The sequence below is a fragment of the Actinomarinicola tropica genome (assembly GCF_009650215.1).
In the GTDB taxonomy this organism is placed as follows: Bacteria; Actinomycetota; Acidimicrobiia; order Acidimicrobiales; family SKKL01; genus Actinomarinicola; species Actinomarinicola tropica.
In genome coordinates this window covers 2,286,637-2,302,345 of record NZ_CP045851.1, presented here as the reverse complement: position 1 = coordinate 2,302,345, position 15,709 = coordinate 2,286,637, and the positions used below count along the sequence as shown (strand labels likewise).

14 protein-coding genes are annotated in these 15,709 nt (G+C 72.8%); 7 read left to right on the top strand and 7 right to left on the bottom strand.

The genetic code is table 11. From position 1 onward, the window contains the following. Positions 1-19 precede the first annotated feature (19 nt). Positions 20-1,351 (top strand): vWA domain-containing protein, encoded by a 1,332-nt coding sequence (locus GH723_RS11325; RefSeq protein ID WP_153759744.1) that lies wholly within the window; start codon positions 20-22, stop codon positions 1,349-1,351. Between the two features lie 9 nt (positions 1,352-1,360). Here the strand turns inward: GH723_RS11325 and GH723_RS11320 are convergent, their stop codons facing one another. From GH723_RS11320 to GH723_RS11310, 3 genes are read right to left on the bottom strand one after another with little or no spacing between them, the layout of a single operon-like run. Beyond that, positions 1,361-1,927, bottom strand: coding sequence for a dTDP-4-dehydrorhamnose 3,5-epimerase family protein (locus GH723_RS11320; RefSeq protein WP_229022791.1), 567 nt, complete (start codon positions 1,925-1,927; stop codon positions 1,361-1,363). A 21-nt stretch (positions 1,928-1,948) separates the two neighbouring features. Continuing rightward, positions 1,949-2,806: an SMP-30/gluconolactonase/LRE family protein gene (locus GH723_RS11315; RefSeq protein ID WP_153759743.1), complete on the bottom strand. Its 858-nt coding sequence runs from the start codon at positions 2,804-2,806 to the stop codon at positions 1,949-1,951. A 43-nt stretch (positions 2,807-2,849) separates the two neighbouring features. Then, on the bottom strand, positions 2,850-4,736 hold the full coding sequence (locus tag GH723_RS11310) for an ATP-dependent DNA helicase (protein ID WP_153759742.1): 1,887 nt from the start codon (positions 4,734-4,736) through the stop codon (positions 2,850-2,852). Positions 4,737-4,877: 141 nt separating this feature from the next. Between GH723_RS11310 and GH723_RS11305 the strand changes: the two genes are divergently transcribed. Genes GH723_RS11305 through GH723_RS11290 form a run of 4 tightly spaced genes read left to right on the top strand, consistent with a single transcriptional unit; the run spans position 4,878 to position 8,142 of the window. Continuing rightward, a complete protein-coding gene (locus GH723_RS11305; RefSeq protein WP_153759741.1) occupies positions 4,878-5,249 on the top strand; it encodes a hypothetical protein in 372 nt (123 codons plus the stop codon). 47 nt (positions 5,250-5,296) lie between these two features. After that, entirely contained in the window at positions 5,297-6,031 is a 735-nt protein-coding gene (gene uppS / locus GH723_RS11300; protein ID WP_229022790.1) for a polyprenyl diphosphate synthase, read from the top strand. Beyond that, positions 6,028-6,756, top strand: a complete 729-nt coding sequence (recO, locus tag GH723_RS11295; RefSeq protein WP_195210261.1) for a DNA repair protein RecO — start codon at positions 6,028-6,030, stop codon at positions 6,754-6,756. The genes uppS and recO overlap by 4 nt, the downstream gene beginning before the upstream one ends. 42 nt (positions 6,757-6,798) lie before the next feature. Next, the gene (locus tag GH723_RS11290; protein ID WP_153759739.1) at positions 6,799-8,142 is read left to right on the top strand and encodes a glycine--tRNA ligase; all 1,344 of its coding nucleotides are present in this window, start codon (positions 6,799-6,801) and stop codon (positions 8,140-8,142) included. 4 nt (positions 8,143-8,146) lie between these two features. Here GH723_RS11290 and GH723_RS11285 read toward each other — a convergent pair whose 3' ends face one another. Continuing rightward, positions 8,147-8,461 carry an AzlD domain-containing protein gene (locus GH723_RS11285; RefSeq protein WP_153759738.1) on the bottom strand — a complete coding sequence of 105 codons (315 nt, stop codon included), beginning with the start codon at positions 8,459-8,461 and terminating at the stop codon, positions 8,147-8,149. Beyond that, entirely contained in the window at positions 8,458-9,186 is a 729-nt protein-coding gene (locus GH723_RS11280; protein WP_153759737.1) for an AzlC family ABC transporter permease, read from the bottom strand. The genes GH723_RS11285 and GH723_RS11280 overlap by 4 nt, the downstream gene beginning before the upstream one ends. Before the next feature lie 147 nt (positions 9,187-9,333). Between GH723_RS11280 and GH723_RS11275 the strand changes: the two genes are divergently transcribed. Next, a complete protein-coding gene (locus GH723_RS11275; protein WP_195210260.1) occupies positions 9,334-10,854 on the top strand; it encodes an FG-GAP-like repeat-containing protein in 1,521 nt (506 codons plus the stop codon). A gap of 55 nt (positions 10,855-10,909) precedes the next feature. Here the strand turns inward: GH723_RS11275 and GH723_RS11270 are convergent, their stop codons facing one another. Beyond that, complete coding sequence (locus tag GH723_RS11270) at positions 10,910-12,406, bottom strand: methyl-accepting chemotaxis protein (RefSeq protein WP_153759735.1); 1,497 nt, start codon at positions 12,404-12,406, stop codon at positions 10,910-10,912. A 63-nt stretch (positions 12,407-12,469) separates the two neighbouring features. Beyond that, entirely contained in the window at positions 12,470-12,886 is a 417-nt protein-coding gene (locus GH723_RS11265) for a hypothetical protein (protein ID WP_153759734.1), read from the bottom strand. A gap of 171 nt (positions 12,887-13,057) precedes the next feature. Here GH723_RS11265 and ppdK point away from each other — a divergent pair, with 171 nt between their 5' ends. Then, positions 13,058-15,706, top strand: a complete 2,649-nt coding sequence (ppdK, locus tag GH723_RS11260) for a pyruvate, phosphate dikinase (RefSeq protein WP_456049066.1) — start codon at positions 13,058-13,060, stop codon at positions 15,704-15,706. Positions 15,707-15,709: the final 3 nt, after the last annotated feature.

Genomic DNA, 15,709 nt, shown 5'->3' with positions numbered 1-15,709 from the left:
TGCGCGACGTCACATCGGCATGACGACGACGTGGTGGCGACGGGTGGCGGCTCTCCTGGTGGTCGTGGCGGTGGTGCTCGCCGCGTGCGGCGGGGACGGGGGCGACGACGAGGCGACCGACGGGACCGGCCGCGGCTGGGTCGACGGGGAGCCCGACTGGGAGAGCGCGGCGGACGGGGCCTACGCCGTTGCTGCCGAGGACTCGGCCGGGGGCGGGGACGCCGCCAGTGTCGAGTCGCTCGCCGGCGACGACATCGCCCGGCCCGGGGACCTCGGGCCGCTGCGGGCCGGGAGCGTCGACGACAACGCCGACCTCGACGGGTTCGTCGCCTACCTCGACCGGATCGCCGGTCTGGGGATCCAGGTGCGGCCGCACGACCCGAGGGGCCGGATCCTTGTCGAGGTCACCGGTGCGAACGGCCTCCCCGTCGCCGGGGCCGAGGTGGTGGTCCGCGCCGGGGGCAGCGAGGTCGGCCGCCTCCGCACGACCGCGGACGGCACGGTGCGCGTGCACCCGGTGAACCTGGGGCTCGGCCCCGATGCCACCGTCGAGGTGGCGACCGACGGCAGCGAGCCGACGACCTCCGCCGCAGGGTCGACCGTCGCTCTCACCGTCGACCGCGACGGTGGTGCCGAGGGGCCCGTCCCGCTCGACGTCGTGTTCCTCCTCGACGCGACGGGGTCGATGGGTGACGAGATCGACCGCCTCCGCACGACGATCGACTCGGTGTCCGAGCGCATCGCCGCCCTGGAGTCCCGGCCGGACGTGCGGTTCGGGATGACCCTCTACCGCGACGAGGGCGACGCCTTCGTCACCAGCACCTTCGACCTCACGTCGGACCTCGCGGCCTTCCGGGCTGCGCTGGCCGAGGTGCAGGCCGGCGGTGGCGGCGACTACCCGGAGGCGCTCGACGAGGGGTTGGCCGACGCGCTGTCGGCGCACTCGTGGCGGGACCCCGCCGAGGCCGTCCAGCTGGTGTTCCTCGTCGCCGACGCCCCGCCCCAGGTCGGACGGGACGTGCCGGTGCCGTACGACGCCAGCATTCGCGACGCCACCGGTCGGGGCATCAAGATCTTCCCGGTGGCCTCGTCGGAGAGCGACGACCAGGCCGAGGCGGTGTTCCGCCAGCTCGCGCAGGCGACGGGCGCTCGGTTCGTCTTCCTGTCCTACGGGGCGGGCGGGGCGGCGACCGGTGGGAGCACCGACATCGCGAGCACCGACTACGAGGAGCTCGCCCTCGACGAGCTGGTCGTCCGGCTCGTGTCGGAGGAGCTCGACGCCCTCACCGGTGCGGCGACGCCGGTGCCGACGACCACGCCACCCACGACGGCGCCGCCCCAGGGCCAGTAGCGGCCGGGGTCAGCCGGCGCGCAGGTCGGCCAGGGTCGGCGCCTCGAGGTCCTTGGCCGAGATCTGGGCCCGGTCGTGGACGTCGACGGCGATCGGCCAGTCGATGCCGAGCTCGGGGTCGAGCGGGGTGACCGCTCGGCCCGGCATCCCGGGGCGCCACTCCTCGTCGAAGCAGTAGAGGTACTGCGTGTCACCCGGGGCGACGGCCTGGAAGCCGTTGCCGACGCCCCGCGGCACGAGCACCTGCACGCCCGGGACGAGCGCCACGGTGTGCACGCGCCCGAACGCGGGGGAGTCGTCCCGCAGGTCGACGTAGGCGCCGAGCGCCTCCCCGGCGACCACCGCGACGAGCTTGTCCATCGACTCCGCGTGCATGCCGCGCAGACCGCCGTGGCGGGTCGACGTCACGTTGATCTGGCGGAACCGACCGAGGGGCGGCACGCCGGCGGCCCGCAGCGCGGACTCGCGGAAGAACTCGCGGACGGTGCCGCGCTCGTCGGTGATCTGCTTCATCCGCACGACCCACAGGCCGGGGATCGGGGACTCGGAGGCGTCGAGGTCGATGATGTCGGTCACCGGACCATGGTGCCTCGTGGCTCAGGGCAGCCCGGCGTGGGGCACGTCGACCCCGACGGTGAGCAGCACGGCCTCGGTGGTGTGGCGGCGGTTCTGCTCGAAGAAGTCGGGGGCCGCGCAGCAGAGGAGCGTGCGCCCGTCGGGGCCGCCGAGCATGCAGGCGTAGATGCCGAGGCCGTCGGGGGCGGGGATCTCCTCGGTGATGCGTCCGCCCTCGGTGACCCGCACGACCCGGTTGGCCATGGCGTCGGCGGCCCAGATCTGCCCGTCGGCGTCGAGGGCGCACCCGTCGGGCGACACCCCCTCGACGCTCGCCCACGTGCGCCGGTCCGACAGCCCGCCGTCGGCGTCGATGGTGAAGGCGGTGTAGGCGAAGCCCATCGTCTCGCCGACGATCAGCGTGCGGCCGTCGGGGGTGATGACCGAGCCGTTGGGGAACATGAGGTCGCCCGCGACGACGGTCGCCGTGCCGTCGGGGTCGACCCGGACGAGGTCGGCGGCCCGTGCCTCGCCGCCGCCCATGAGGTCGAACCCGAAGTTGCCGACGTAGGCCCGCCCCTGGTCGTCGACGACCATGTCGTTCAGGTGGCCGGTGGCCAGGTCGGACAGGTCGGCGTGGATCGACAGCGTGCCGTCGCGCTCGAGGCGGCGGAGCGTGCGGTCGACCATCGACACGACGAGCAGCGTGCCGTCGGGCATCCATCCGAGCCCCGACGGCTGGGTGTCGAGGTGCAGGACCTCCTCGACGTCGCCCTCCGGCGTGATCGTGCGGACGAGCCCCGAATAGAAGTCCGACACCCACCAGCGGCCGTCGCGCCAGCGCGGACCCTCGAAGAAGGTCCCGCCCTCGAACAGCGTCTCGAACGTGCGGTCGGCCACGTCGACATCCCCCTTGTTCGGCTGCGCGGCAACCTACCGCCGGTCAGGCGGCGGCGCCGTCGCGCAGCTCGCGCAGGAAGCGCTCAACCTCGCTGCGGTCGCGGGTGCGCCGCATCGGGGGCAGGGAGTTCACGATCTCCCAGCGGTACCGCTGGGCGGTGGCGAGGCGGGAGTCGAGCACGGCGACGACGCCCCGGTCGGTCCCGGTGCGGATGAGGCGGCCGGCGCCCTGGGCGAGGAGCGTGGCGGCGCGGGGGAGGTCGATGGTGCGGAAGGCGTCGGCCCGAGCACGCTCCCGCCGGGCCTGGAGCACGGGCTCGTCGGGGCGAGGGAACGGCAGCCGGTCGATGGTGACGAGCGACAGCGTGCGGCCGGGCAGGTCGACGCCCTGCCAGAAGCCGAGCGTGGCGAACAGGCAGCTCTCCTCGTCGTCGCGGAACGCCTCGACGAGCGCCGGCTTCGGCAGGTCGCGCTGGGTGAGGACCTTCCACGGGAGACGCGGCTTCAGCGTCTGGGCGGCGAGGTCCATCGCCCGCCACGACGTGAACAGCGCGAGCGTGCGCCCGCCGGCCGCGACGATCAGCGACTCGAGCTCGCGGTGCAGCGCGGCCTCGTAGTCGTCGTGGCGGGGGTCGGGCATCGACACCGCGCAGTAGAGGAGGGCGTTGGCCTCGTAGTCGAAGGGGCTGCCGACGTCGAGCTGCTCGTAGGTGCCGTCGGCGAGGCCGAGGGAGGCGGGGAGGCCGGCGGGGATGGTGGCGCTGGTGAGGATCGCCGTGCGCTCGCCCCACAGGCCCGCCGCGAGGACCTCGGAGACGTCGATCGGGGTCACCTGGAGGCTGGGCGTGTCGGCCGGACCGTCGACCCACGCGACGTGCGTGGCGGGCACGTCGAGGGCGACGTCGACGTCCTCGATCAGGGTCGACGCAGCCTGCAGTGCGCGCTCGCGGCGGGCGGCCACGTCGGCGGGTCCGTCGGTGGGCACCTTGCGGACGGCGTCGAGGATGCGGCTCGCCCGCTCTCGTGCGGTGGTGAGCACCTGGACCAACCCGGGGTCGCCGCTCGGCGGGAGCCGGCGTCCGACCGACGGCCGCAGGACGTCGGCCAGCGCGGCGCCGGCGGCGTCGAGGCCGTCGGTGAGCGACTCGTCGGTGAGGATCGCCCGGGTGGAGCGGGCGAGGGCGGCGAAGCGGCCCGCGGCGATCTCGGTGCCGGCGGTGGCGGAGATGACCTCCTCGAGCTGGTGCGCCTCGTCGATCACGACGACCTCGTGCTCGGGCAGGACCGCCCCGTGGGTGGCGACGTCGAGGCCGTAGAGGTGGGTGTTCACGACGACGACGTCGGCCTCGGCCGCGGCGCGCCGGGCCCGCTCGGTGAAGCAGATCTCGCCCCGGGGGCACTTGGCCTGGCCGGGGCACTCCCGGGGGCCGACGCTCACCGCCGACCACGCCCGGTGCGACGGCTCGAAGCTCAGCTCGGCCCGGTCGCCGGACGTCGAGGTCGCCGCCCAGCGAACCAGGTCCTTGATCTCCGCGGTGGGCGGGCGGTCGCCGACGTCGAGGCCGAGCTGGTCGTCGGCGTCGTCGAGCTCGGCGACGCGCTGGAGGCACACGTAGTTGGAGCGGCCCTTGAGGACGGCGTAGGTGATCTCGCGGCCGAGCCGGGCGGCGAGGAACGGCAGGTCCTTCCCTGCGAGCTGGTCCTGGAGGCCCTTGGTCGCGGTGGCGACGACGACACGCTCGCCCGACAGCACGGCGGGCACGAGGTAGGCGAGGGACTTGCCGGTGCCGGTGCCGGCCTGCACGACGAGGTGGCGCTCGGACTCGATGGCGCGGGCGACGGCCTCGGCCATCACGGCCTGGCCCGGCCGGGCCTCACCGCCGGACGGGAGGCCCGCGACCACCTCGGCGAGGGTCCCCGTCACGTCCACGAGCCGAGAGTAGGCCCTGTGCGGCACCGCCCGGGTAGGCCGTCGGACCCAGCCGGTGGACCGGGCGACGCCAGACCGGTCCGAAGGTCTCATTCTCCCCGGAGGGGTTCAATCTCCACCCCGGCACGCCGATGGAGCGTCATGCCGGGTCCCCGAACCCGCGACGCCAGCGCGTCGCCCGACATGACGATCGAGTCGCTCGTCGCGCGCATCGCGCAGCTCGAGGCCAAGCTCGGCGAGCGCTCGACCCCGGCACCGCAGCCCGACAGCGAGTCCGACGGCACGTCGGGCCGCAAGCCCAAGGGCGGGCCGATCGACGACCGGACGCGGCGGGCGCTCGTCGCCAAGCGGGAGCGCCTGGAGCTGGCCCGGATGGCCGAGCAGGCCGCCTGGGAGGAGCTGAAGGTCGCCGTGCGCACCGCCGCCGAGGCCGGCGTGAGCTACCGCGAGATCGGCGACTGCATCGGCGTCACCCGGGCACGCGTGTACCAGATCGTCTCCGGCAAGCGGTAGGCGCACCCCTCCACGGACCCCCGCAGGTCAAGGGGTAGCGTGCCCTCGTGGTCCCCGACGACATCGATCCCCGGCGCATCCCCGCGCACGTCGCGTGCGTGATGGACGGCAACGGCCGGTGGGCGCAGCGTCGCGGCCTTCCCCGCACCGACGGTCACGCCGCCGGCGAAGAGGCGCTGTTCGACGCCGTCGAGGGCGCGCTCGACCTCGGCCTCGGGTGGCTCACCGTCTACGCCTTCTCCACCGAGAACTGGAAGCGCCCCCGTGACGAGGTCAAGTTCCTCATGGGGTTCAACGAGTCGATCCTGCTGCGCCGCCGCGACGAGCTGCACGAGCGCAACGTGCGCATGCGCTTCATCGGCCGCCGGGACTGGCGGGTGCCCAAGCGCCTCCTGCGCCGCATGGACGAAGCGGTCGAGCTGACGGCCGGCAACACCGGGCTCACGTTCACGATGGCGTTCAACTACGGCGGCCGGGCCGAGATCGTCGACGCCGTGCGGGCCATCGTCGCCGAGGGCGTGAAGCCCGAGAAGGTCGACGAGCGCACGATCGCCCGCCACCTGTACGCCCCCGACATGCCGGATCCGGACCTCATGGTCCGCACCTCCGGGGAGTTCCGCACGTCGAACTACCTGCTGTGGCAGCTGGCCTACAGCGAGCTGGTGTTCACCGACGTGCTGTGGCCCGACTTCCGCCGGGAGCACCTGTTCGAGGCGGTGCGGGAGTTCCAGCGGCGCGAGCGCCGCTTCGGCGGCGTGGAGGCGGCCGAGGGGTCGGCGTGACCTCCAAGGGTGCGCTCTACCGCGACCACGGGATCGTGCTGCGCACCTACAAGCTCGGCGAGGCCGACCGCATCATCGTGTTCGCCACCGAGCACCACGGCAAGGTCCGGGCCGTGGCCAAGGGCGTGCGCAAGACCCGCTCCAAGTTCGGCTCGCGCCTGGAGCCGACGAGCCACGTCGCGCTGCAGCTCTACCAGGGGCGCGAGCTCGACATCGTCACCCAGGCCGAGAGCGTCGACCACTTCCGGCCGATACGCGAGGACCTCGACCGGTTCGGTCGGGCGGTGGCCATGCTCGAGGCCGTCGACCAGATGGCGATGGAGCGCGAGGACAACCCGCGGCTCTACCAGATGCTCCTCGGGGCGCTGCGGTCGCTCGCCGCCCACGACTCGCCGCTCGTCGTGGCCGGCTTCTACTGGAAGCTGCTGGCCCAGGAGGGCTTCCGTCCCGAGCTGGACGTGTGCGTGTCGTGCGGGGAGGACGCCGAGCTGGTGGCCTTCGACCTGATGGAGGGCGGCACGCTGTGCCGGGTCTGCCGCTCCGGCGTGCCGATCTCGCCCGGTGCACTCGAGGTGATGCGGCGCATCCTCGGCGGCCAGCTCGCCACGGCGCTGGCCGAGCCGGAGAGCGACCTCACCCGGGAGGTCGACCACCTGGCCGCCCGGGCGATGGAGCACCACATCGAGCGCCGTCTGCGCTCGGTGGGCCTGCTCGACCGGGGCTGAACCGGTTCGGGGTCCGGTCGGGGGTCGGTAGCCTTGCTCCCCATGTCCGACACCTCCGCCGCCGAGACGAGCCAGGGCGAGACGCCCGAGCTCTTCGACAAGATCGTGAACCTGTGCAAGCGCCGCGGGTTCGTCTTCCCCTCGGCGGAGATCTACGGCGGTTTCCGGTCCACCTACGACTACGGGCCGGTCGGCGTGCTGATGCTGCGCAACGTGAAGAACGCCTGGTGGCGGTCGATGGTGCAGATGCGCACCGACGTCGTCGGCCTCGACGCCGCGATCCTCTCGCCGCCGGCGGTGTGGGAGGCCTCGGGCCACCTGTCGAGCTTCACCGACCCGCTGGTCGACTGCCGCAACTGCGGGAACCGCTTCCGCCAGGACAAGCTCGACGACCCCGACGTGTGCCCGTCGTGCGGCGCGACGGGACAGTTCACCGAGCCCCGGCAGTTCAACCTGATGTTCAAGACCCACGCCGGCCCGGTGGCCGACGAGGGTGCGGTGGCGTACCTGCGGCCGGAGACGGCGCAGGGCATGTTCACGCAGTTCGCGAACGTGCTCAACACCAGCCGCAAGAAGCCGCCGTTCGGCATCGCCCAGGTCGGCAAGTCCTTCCGCAACGAGATCACCCCGCAGAACTTCGTGTTCCGCACCCGTGAGTTCGAGCAGATGGAGATGGAGTACTTCGTGCCGCCCGACGAGGCGGAGAAGTGGTACCGGTACTGGTGCGACGAGCGGTTCCAGTGGTACGTCGACCACGGGATCCCCGCCGAGAAGCTGCGCCTGCGGGCCCACGACGCCGACGAGCTGTCGCACTACTCGTCGGGCACCTCCGACGTGGAGTTCCTGTTCCCGTGGGGGTGGGACGAGCTCGAGGGCATCGCCAACCGCGGCGACTACGACCTGAGCGCCCACGCCACGCACTCGGGGGAGAAGCTCGACTACTTCGACCAGGCCACCGGGGAGCGCTACACCCCCCACGTCGTCGAGCCGGCGGCCGGCGCGACCCGCACGATGATGGCGTTCCTCATGGCGGCCTACGACGAGGAGGAGGTCCGGGGCGAGACCCGCACCGTGCTGCGGCTCCACCACCGCATCGCTCCGTTCCAGATCGCCGTGCTGCCCCTGTCGAAGAAGGACACGCTGGTCCCGCCGGCGCAGGACGTGCTGGCACGCCTGCAGCCGCACTTCATGTGTGACTACGACGAGACCCAGGCCATCGGTCGGCGCTACCGCCGCCAGGACGAGCTCGGCACGCCGTACTGCGTCACGATCGACTTCGAGTCGCTCGAGGACGGTGCGGTCACCGTGCGGGAGCGGGACACGATGGAGCAGGACCGCATCGCGATCCCCGACCTGCTCGCCTACTTCCGCGAGCGCCTCGTCTAGTTCGCTAGACGATCGCCTCGAGGGCCATCAGGCCGGCGATCCCGACCACCAGGGTCACGGCGACGTTGCGCGTCCGCCAGGCCACCAGTCCGGCGAGCACGCCGATGGCGAGGCGCGGCTGCCACAGGTCGAGCTCGCCGTCGATGCGCACCAGCGACGGCACGATCAGCGCCGCCAGTGCGGCCGGCGGGATCTGGCGGAGGATCCGGTCGGCCCACGGCGGCACGGTGGCCAGGCGGCGCGCCGCGACGATGAACGAGGCCCGCATGGCGTAGGTGCCCGCACCGGCGAGGAGGATCGCGGTCCAGACGCGGCTCACGTGGCCGGGTCCGGATCGGCGCCCGCGGTCGGTGGCTCGTCGCCCGGGTCGAGCCAGAGGTCGGCGAGCGTGCCGGCCGCGATGCCGGCGATCGCGCCGGCCATCACCGCCATGTGGCCGGCGCCCATCTCGGCGCTGCCCACGGCGACGACGCCTCCGACGGTGGCGGCGACGACCGCCGGGCGGTTGGTCAGCGCCGGCACCAGCAGGACGAGGAACACGAGCGGGACGGCGAAGTCGAGCGGCAGCTCCTCGGGGAGGGCGTTGCCGACCAGGGCGCCGATGGCGGTGCAGATGATCCACGCCGCGCCGAGGAGGAGGCCGCCGCCGATGGCGAACTCCGCCTTGGCCCGGCCGGAGCGGTTCGCCCAGTGGCTGATGGCGATGGCGTAGTTCTGGTCGACGAGGACGTAGGCGGTGGCGAGGCGGCGGGGGAGCGGCTCGTGGGCCAGGTGCGGGGCCATCGACGCCGAGTAGAGGAGCAGGCGCAGGTTGATCGTCCAGGCGGCGAGGGCGGCGACGAACGCCGAGCCGCCCCCGGCGAGGACCTCGACGGTGGCGAGCTGCGAGGCGCCGGCGAAGATGATCGTCGACATGCCGAGCGCAGCGGCGACGCCGAACCCGGCGGCGGCGGGCGTGGCGCCGGCGACGAGCCCGAACGGGATCACGCCGATGAGCATCGGCACGCAGGATCGAGCGCCGGCGCGCAGCTCGCGGGTGTCCATCGTTGCATCATGCCGGAGCCCTGGACGGGGCCGGACGGGTTCTCGGTGATGTCTCCGACGAACCGCTCAACTTCGGCGGCGCATGGGCCGAATGGACCACTGGCGGCGTGCGCGATCGGCGGGTGCGCCACGACAGGGGAGGCGCACATGAGGCGTTCGTTGGCGGCGTTGGCCGCGGTCACGGTCCTGGGGGTGTCGGCCTCGGCGGGGGCGGCGCCGGGCGAGGTCTTCAGCCCGCCGGCCATCTACCCGGTGGGGATCAGCAGCGAGAAGGCGGTCGCCGTCGGGGACGTCAACGGGGACGGGCTGGCCGACGTCGTCGTCGGCTACGGCGACTACGCCGGTTCCTCCGGTCTCAAGATCGCCTACCAGCAGCCGGGCGGGACGATGGCCTACGCCGTCGACCACCCCGTCGCCGGGGCAGGGGCGCGCTCGATCGAGATCCTCGACGTGGATGGGGACGGCCGCGACGACATCGCTGTCGCCACCCGCACGCGCGTCGAGCTGGTCATGCAGCAGGCCGACGGTTCGCTCTCGGCAGGAACGCAGATCCCGCTGCCTCGCGCCGAGGTGCTCCGAGCCGGTGACGTCACCGGCGACGGGCTGACAGACCTCGTCGTCGTCGGGTGGGGCGAGGGTCAGCTGCACGTGCTCGCGGCCGACGGCGCCGGCGGGTTCGAGTCGCCGGTCACCTACTCGGTCCCGCTCGGCGGGTGGAACGACCTCGACATCGGCGATGTCGACGGCGACGGCCTCCTCGACGTCGTGGCCATGTCCGGTCAGATGTACAACGTCCCGAGCCTCAGCGTCCTCATCCAGGCCGATGACGGGACGCTCGAGCCGCCGTCGTCGGCGCTCCTCCCGGTGGCGAGCACCAACGCCCGAGCCGTCGGCGCGGGGGATGTCGACGGCGACGGCGTGGCCGAGGTCGTCGTGGGCTACGGCGGCAACCGTCCGGCCTCCAACCTCGGCGTCTACGAGTGGAGCGCAAGCGGCGGACTCGTCGTCGCGGGCACGATCCCGACCTACGACCTGCCGGGGTCGATCGAGATCGCGGACGTGGACCTCGACGGCATCGGCGATGTCGTCGTCGCCCACTCGGGGTGGAGCAGCGTGAGCGTGCACACCGGGGTCGAGGGCAGCATCCCCGGCGCGATGGACCGGTATGCGTTCATCTCCGGCAACATCTCGGCCAGCGGCATGGACGTCGCCGACGTCGACGGCGACGGGGTGCCCGACGCGGTGGGAGCCGGTGCCGCAGGCCGCGGTTTCGCCGTCGTGGTCAACCAGACGGAACCGCCGAGCCCGACGCCGCAGCCGGACGCCGCCACCGCCGTGCAGCTGCAGCCCCGCAACGGCCGGGTGTCGGTGGGTCAGATGCTCGGCGCCACGGTGACGGTGACGAACGAGGGGACCGATCCCGCCACCGGACAGGTCGTCATCACCGTGCCGGACAACCTCGAGCTGTGGGTCGCGGGCGCTCCGTGCACCCAGACCGAGCAGGTGGTCTGCGCGATCGAGGGTCTCGAACCGGGCAAGAGCGTCGACCTGCGCGTGGCCTACACGGCGACGAGCCGCGGATCGGGCCCGGTGACGGCCACGGCGGAGATCGCCGACGACGTCGACCAGTCCAACGACCGGTCGGCCGCCACGTTCTGGGTCCGCTGACGTCGGCGGCCGGGTGGGCGGTCGTCGCGACCGCCCACCCGGCTCACCACGAGTCTCAGCTGAACGCGGGCACCGCCGTGGGAGCCGGGGAACGCAGGGACTTGGGGCCGTCGGTGGGGCGCTGGCGCTCGACGAGCTTGCGCAGCTGACCGGCGACCTTCTGGAGCTCGTCGGCGGCCTGCTGGGTGGCGACCGCGCCCTCGGAGGTCGACTGGGCGGCCTGGGCCACGCCGGAGATGTTCTCCGCGATCTCGCCGGCGCCGCGGGCGGCCTCGGTGACGTTGCGGCTGATCTCGTTGGTGGTGGCCGTCTGCTCCTCGACCGCGGAGGCGATCGTGGTCTGCAGGTCGGCGACCCGGGCGATGACCTCCTGGATCCGCTCGATGGCGGTCACGGCCTCGCCGGAGTCCCGCTGGATGGCGGCGATGCGGCTGCCGATCTCCTCGGTGGCGTCCGCGGTCTGCTTGGCCAGGTCCTTCACCTCGTTGGCGACGACGGCGAAGCCCTTGCCGGCCTCGCCGGCGCGGGCGGCCTCGATCGTGGCGTTGAGGGCCAGCAGGTTGGTCTGCTCGGCGATCGAGGTGATGACCTCGATGACCTGGCCGATCTGGGCCGAGGAGTCGCCGAGCTCGGCGACGGTGGCGTTGGTCGAACCGGCGACGTCGACCGCCTCCTGGCTCACCCGCGTGGCCTCGGCGGCGTTCTGGGCGATCTCGCCGATCGACGAGGTCATCTCCTCGACGGCGGTGGCGACGGTCGAGACGCTGACCGACACCTCCTCGGCCGAGCTCGACACGACGCCGGACTGGGCGGCGGTCTCCTCGGCGGAGGCGCCCACCTGGGACGACACGGCGGAGAGGCCGATGGAGGAGCGGTCGATCGCCGCGACGGCGGAGCGCACCCCGCCGACGATCGAGCGGACTGCGAAGAACGCCACGACGCCGCCGACGGCCAGGCCGACGACGAGCAGCACCAGGTTGGCGGTGACGAGCGAGTCGATCTGGTCGGCCACGTCGTGCGAGGCGGTGTCGACGAGGGGCTCGCGGATGTTGGACGAGATGTCGTCGATGACGGCGCGCATCTCCTCGAAGCGGGTGTCGGAGGTCATGCCGATCGAGCCACGTTCGAGCATCGTCGTCGCATCGGCGAGCTCGCCCGCCGTCGCGATCCACGCGTCGTAGGCCGGCATGAACTGCTGGCGGATCGCTGCCTCGCCGGGCTCCGGAGATGTGGCGGCGAACTGGGCCCACCGCTCGGCCACCTGGGCGCTGTTCTCGTCGAACGACGCCCACGCCGCCTCGACCGTCGGCTCGGTCGAGACCGGATCGACCGCTCGCTCGAGCGCGAGCTGCGCCTGGTAGGCGTCGCGGTCGATGTTCAGCAGGAGCATCACCGACGGGGTGATGTCCTCGGCGAGCGCGTCGACGTCGCGCGACGTGCCGCGGAGGCTGACGGTGGCCATGGCGACGACCACGACGAGCACCGCGAGCAGCGACCCGACGACGGCGAGGACCCTGCTACGGATGGTGAGGTTGTCCAGGAGCTTCGACATGCGCCGGGAGTCGGTCGTCGGTCACACCGGATGAGGCCCACCGGCGAGACAGGGCCGAAAGGCTCAGGCGAGCCGCACCTCGACGCGCCCGCCCCCGGCGTGGTTGGTGCGCACCTGGACGTCCCGATCCCGTGCGGCGCGACGGATGGCCGAGCGCAGGGCGGTGACGAACTGCGGGTCGATCCGTGCCGTCGCCGTGCCGTCGTCGCTGTCGACGCACTCCTCGACCACCCGCTGGGCGATCCGGCCGAGGCGCTCGACGAAGGCCGTCGGCATGGCGTCGCCTCTCGGCCGGCGGAACGGACGCTCGACACCCTCCCAGTCGCACAGCCCGTCGAACGTGAAGCGGCAGCGCGTGTGGCGCCCGGTCTCGGTGCGAGCGGTGCGCAGGGCATCGGGCCGGCCGCATGCCGGGCACGGTCCGCTGGTGGGGACCGGAACGGGGTTGTCGGGAGAGGGGACCAGGCGGGGCAGGTTCATGGGTGAGGTGTGGAGGGCCTCGCGGCGAGACCCTGGCGGAGCCATCGGTGCGTCAGGGTCGTGGGTGACGGTTCGATGTCGAAATGGGCCGAACGACACGGGTGAACGAACCGATCCGGCGGTCGGCCCGGCCCGGTAGCCTGCGCCCCGCGGACCGGAACGAGGAGGCTGCTGGTGCAGTACGTGTACGGATTCGACCACGAGCACCCGAGGCCCCCGATGGAGCTGAAGGATCTCCTCGGCGGCAAGGGGGCGAACCTCGCCGAGATGGTCTCCGTCCTCGACCTGCCCGTGCCCCCCGGGTTCACGATCAGCACCGAGGCCTGCCGCCACTACCTCGACGCCGGGGGGTGGCCCCCGGAGCTGGAGGGAGAGGTCGACGCCGCTGTCGCCCGGCTCGAGGAGCTCGCGGGCCGCCAGCTCGGCGACCCGTCGGATCCGCTGCTCGTCTCGGTGCGGTCCGGCGCCAAGTTCTCGATGCCGGGGATGATGGACACCGTCCTCGACCTCGGCCTCAACGACGAGTCGGTCCGCGGCCTCGCCGAGGTCACCGGCGACGCCCGCTTCGCGTACGACTCCTACCGCCGCTTCATCCAGATGTTCGGCGAGGTCGTCCTCGAGGTGCCCGACGAGCTGTTCGACGCCCGCATCGAGGTAGCGCAGGCGACCGCCGGCGACGAGGCCGACGCGCGGATGTCGGCCGAGGTGCTCGCCCAGCTCGCCGAGGACCTGAAGGCGGTCGTGGCCGAGCACACCGGCCAGCCCTTTCCCCAGGATCCGCGCGACCAGCTCCGGCAGTCGATCGACGCCGTGTTCCGCTCGTGGAACTCCCCGCGCGCCCGGGCGTACCGCAACCGCGAGCACATCGACCACCACCTCGGCACCGCGGTCAACGTGCAGATGATGGTGTTCGGCAACCGCGACGAGCGCAGCGGCACCGGCGTCGGCTTCACCCGCGACCCGGCCACGGGCGACGCCGGCCTCTACGGCGACTTCCTCCTCCAGGCCCAGGGCGAGGACGTCGTCGCCGGCACCCACGCCACCCGGCCCCTCGCCGAGATGGCCGACGTCTTCCCCGAGATCCACGACGAGCTCGTCGACATCTTCGGGCGGCTCGAGCGCCACTACCGCGACATGCTCGACACCGAGTTCACGATCGAGCAGGGCAAGCTCTGGATGCTCCAGACCCGCGTCGGCAAGCGCACCGGCACCGCCGCCCTGCGCCTCGCGGTGGCGATGACCGAGGACCCGAACATCCGCCTCACCCGAGCCGAGGCCGTCCAGCGGGTCACCGCCGACCACCTCGACCAGATCCTCCACCCGCAGTTCGAGAAGGTCGACGAGTCGCGCATCCTCGCCACCGGGCTCGGCGCGTCGCCCGGGGCCGCGGTCGGCCAGGTGTACTTCACCGCCGACGACGCCGTCGCTGCCCACCAGCGGGGCGAGAAGGTCCTCCTCGTCCGCCCGGAGACGTCGCCCGACGACATCCACGGCATGCAGGTCGCCGAGGGCGTCCTCACGTCGCGGGGCGGACTCGTCAGCCACGCCGCGGTCGTCGCCCGCGGGTGGGGCAAGCCGGCGGTCGTCGGCGCCGAGGCGATCCACGTCGCCGGCGACCACTTCACCGTCGGCGACCGCCGGGTGGAGGAGGGCGAGGTCGTCGCGATCGACGGCCAGACCGGCGACGTCATCCTCGGCGAGGTCGGCCTCGCCGCGGCCACCACGCCGCCCGAGCTCGACATGATCCTCGAGTGGGCCGACGAGATCCGCGCCGACCGCATGTCGGTGCGGGCCAACGCCGACAACGGTCCCGATGCCACCGTCGCCCGGGAGTACGGCGCGGAGGGCATCGGCCTGTGCCGGACCGAGCACATGTTCCTCGGAGAGGAGCGCCTCCCGGTCGTGCAGCGCATGATCCTCGCCTCGACCCCAGAGGAGGAGCAGGCGGCCCTCGACGAGCTGCTCGAGGTCCAGCGGGAGGACTTCGTCACGATCCTCGAGGCGATGGACGGGCTGCCGGTCACCGTCCGGCTGCTCGACCCGCCCCTCCACGAGTTCCTGCCCGACTACGAGGCGCTCCTGCGCTCACAGGCCCGGGACGGGCTCACCGAGGAGGAGACCACGCTCTTCGAGGCGGCGTCGGAGTGGCGGGAGGTCAACCCGATGCTCGGCACCCGCGGCGTGCGCCTCGGCATCGTCAAGGGCGGCCTCTACAAGATGCAGGTGCGCGCGCTGCTGGAAGCTGCAGCACTCCGGGCCGACGCCGGCGGCCGGCCGATCGTCGAGATCATGATCCCGCTGGTCGTCACCCGCGCCGAGCTGGCACTCGTCCGCCGCTGGGTGGAAGAGGAGATCGAGGCCGCGCAGGCGACGACCGACCGGCCCCTGCAGGTGGGCGTCGGCACGATGATCGAGACGCCCCGGGCGGCCATCCGCGCCGACGACATCGCCGAGGTCGCCGACTTCTTCTCCTTCGGCACCAACGACCTCACCCAGATGGCGTTCGGGTTCAGCCGCGACGACGTCGAGGCCCGGGTGATGCCCCGGTACCTCGACGAGGGCATCCTCCCGCGGGACCCGTTCGAGTCGATCGACGTGCGCGGCGTGGGCGAGCTCGTCGCCCTGGCCGTCGAACGCGGCCGGAAGGTCCGCCCCGACATCACCCTCGGCGTGTGCGGCGAGCACGGCGGCGACCCGGCCTCGATCGACTTCTTCACCGAGATCGGCCTCGACTACGTGTCGTGCTCCCCGTTCCGGGTCCCCGTCGCCCGCCTCGCCGTCGCCCAGGCCCTCCTCGCCCACCGCAGCGGAACCGACTGAGCA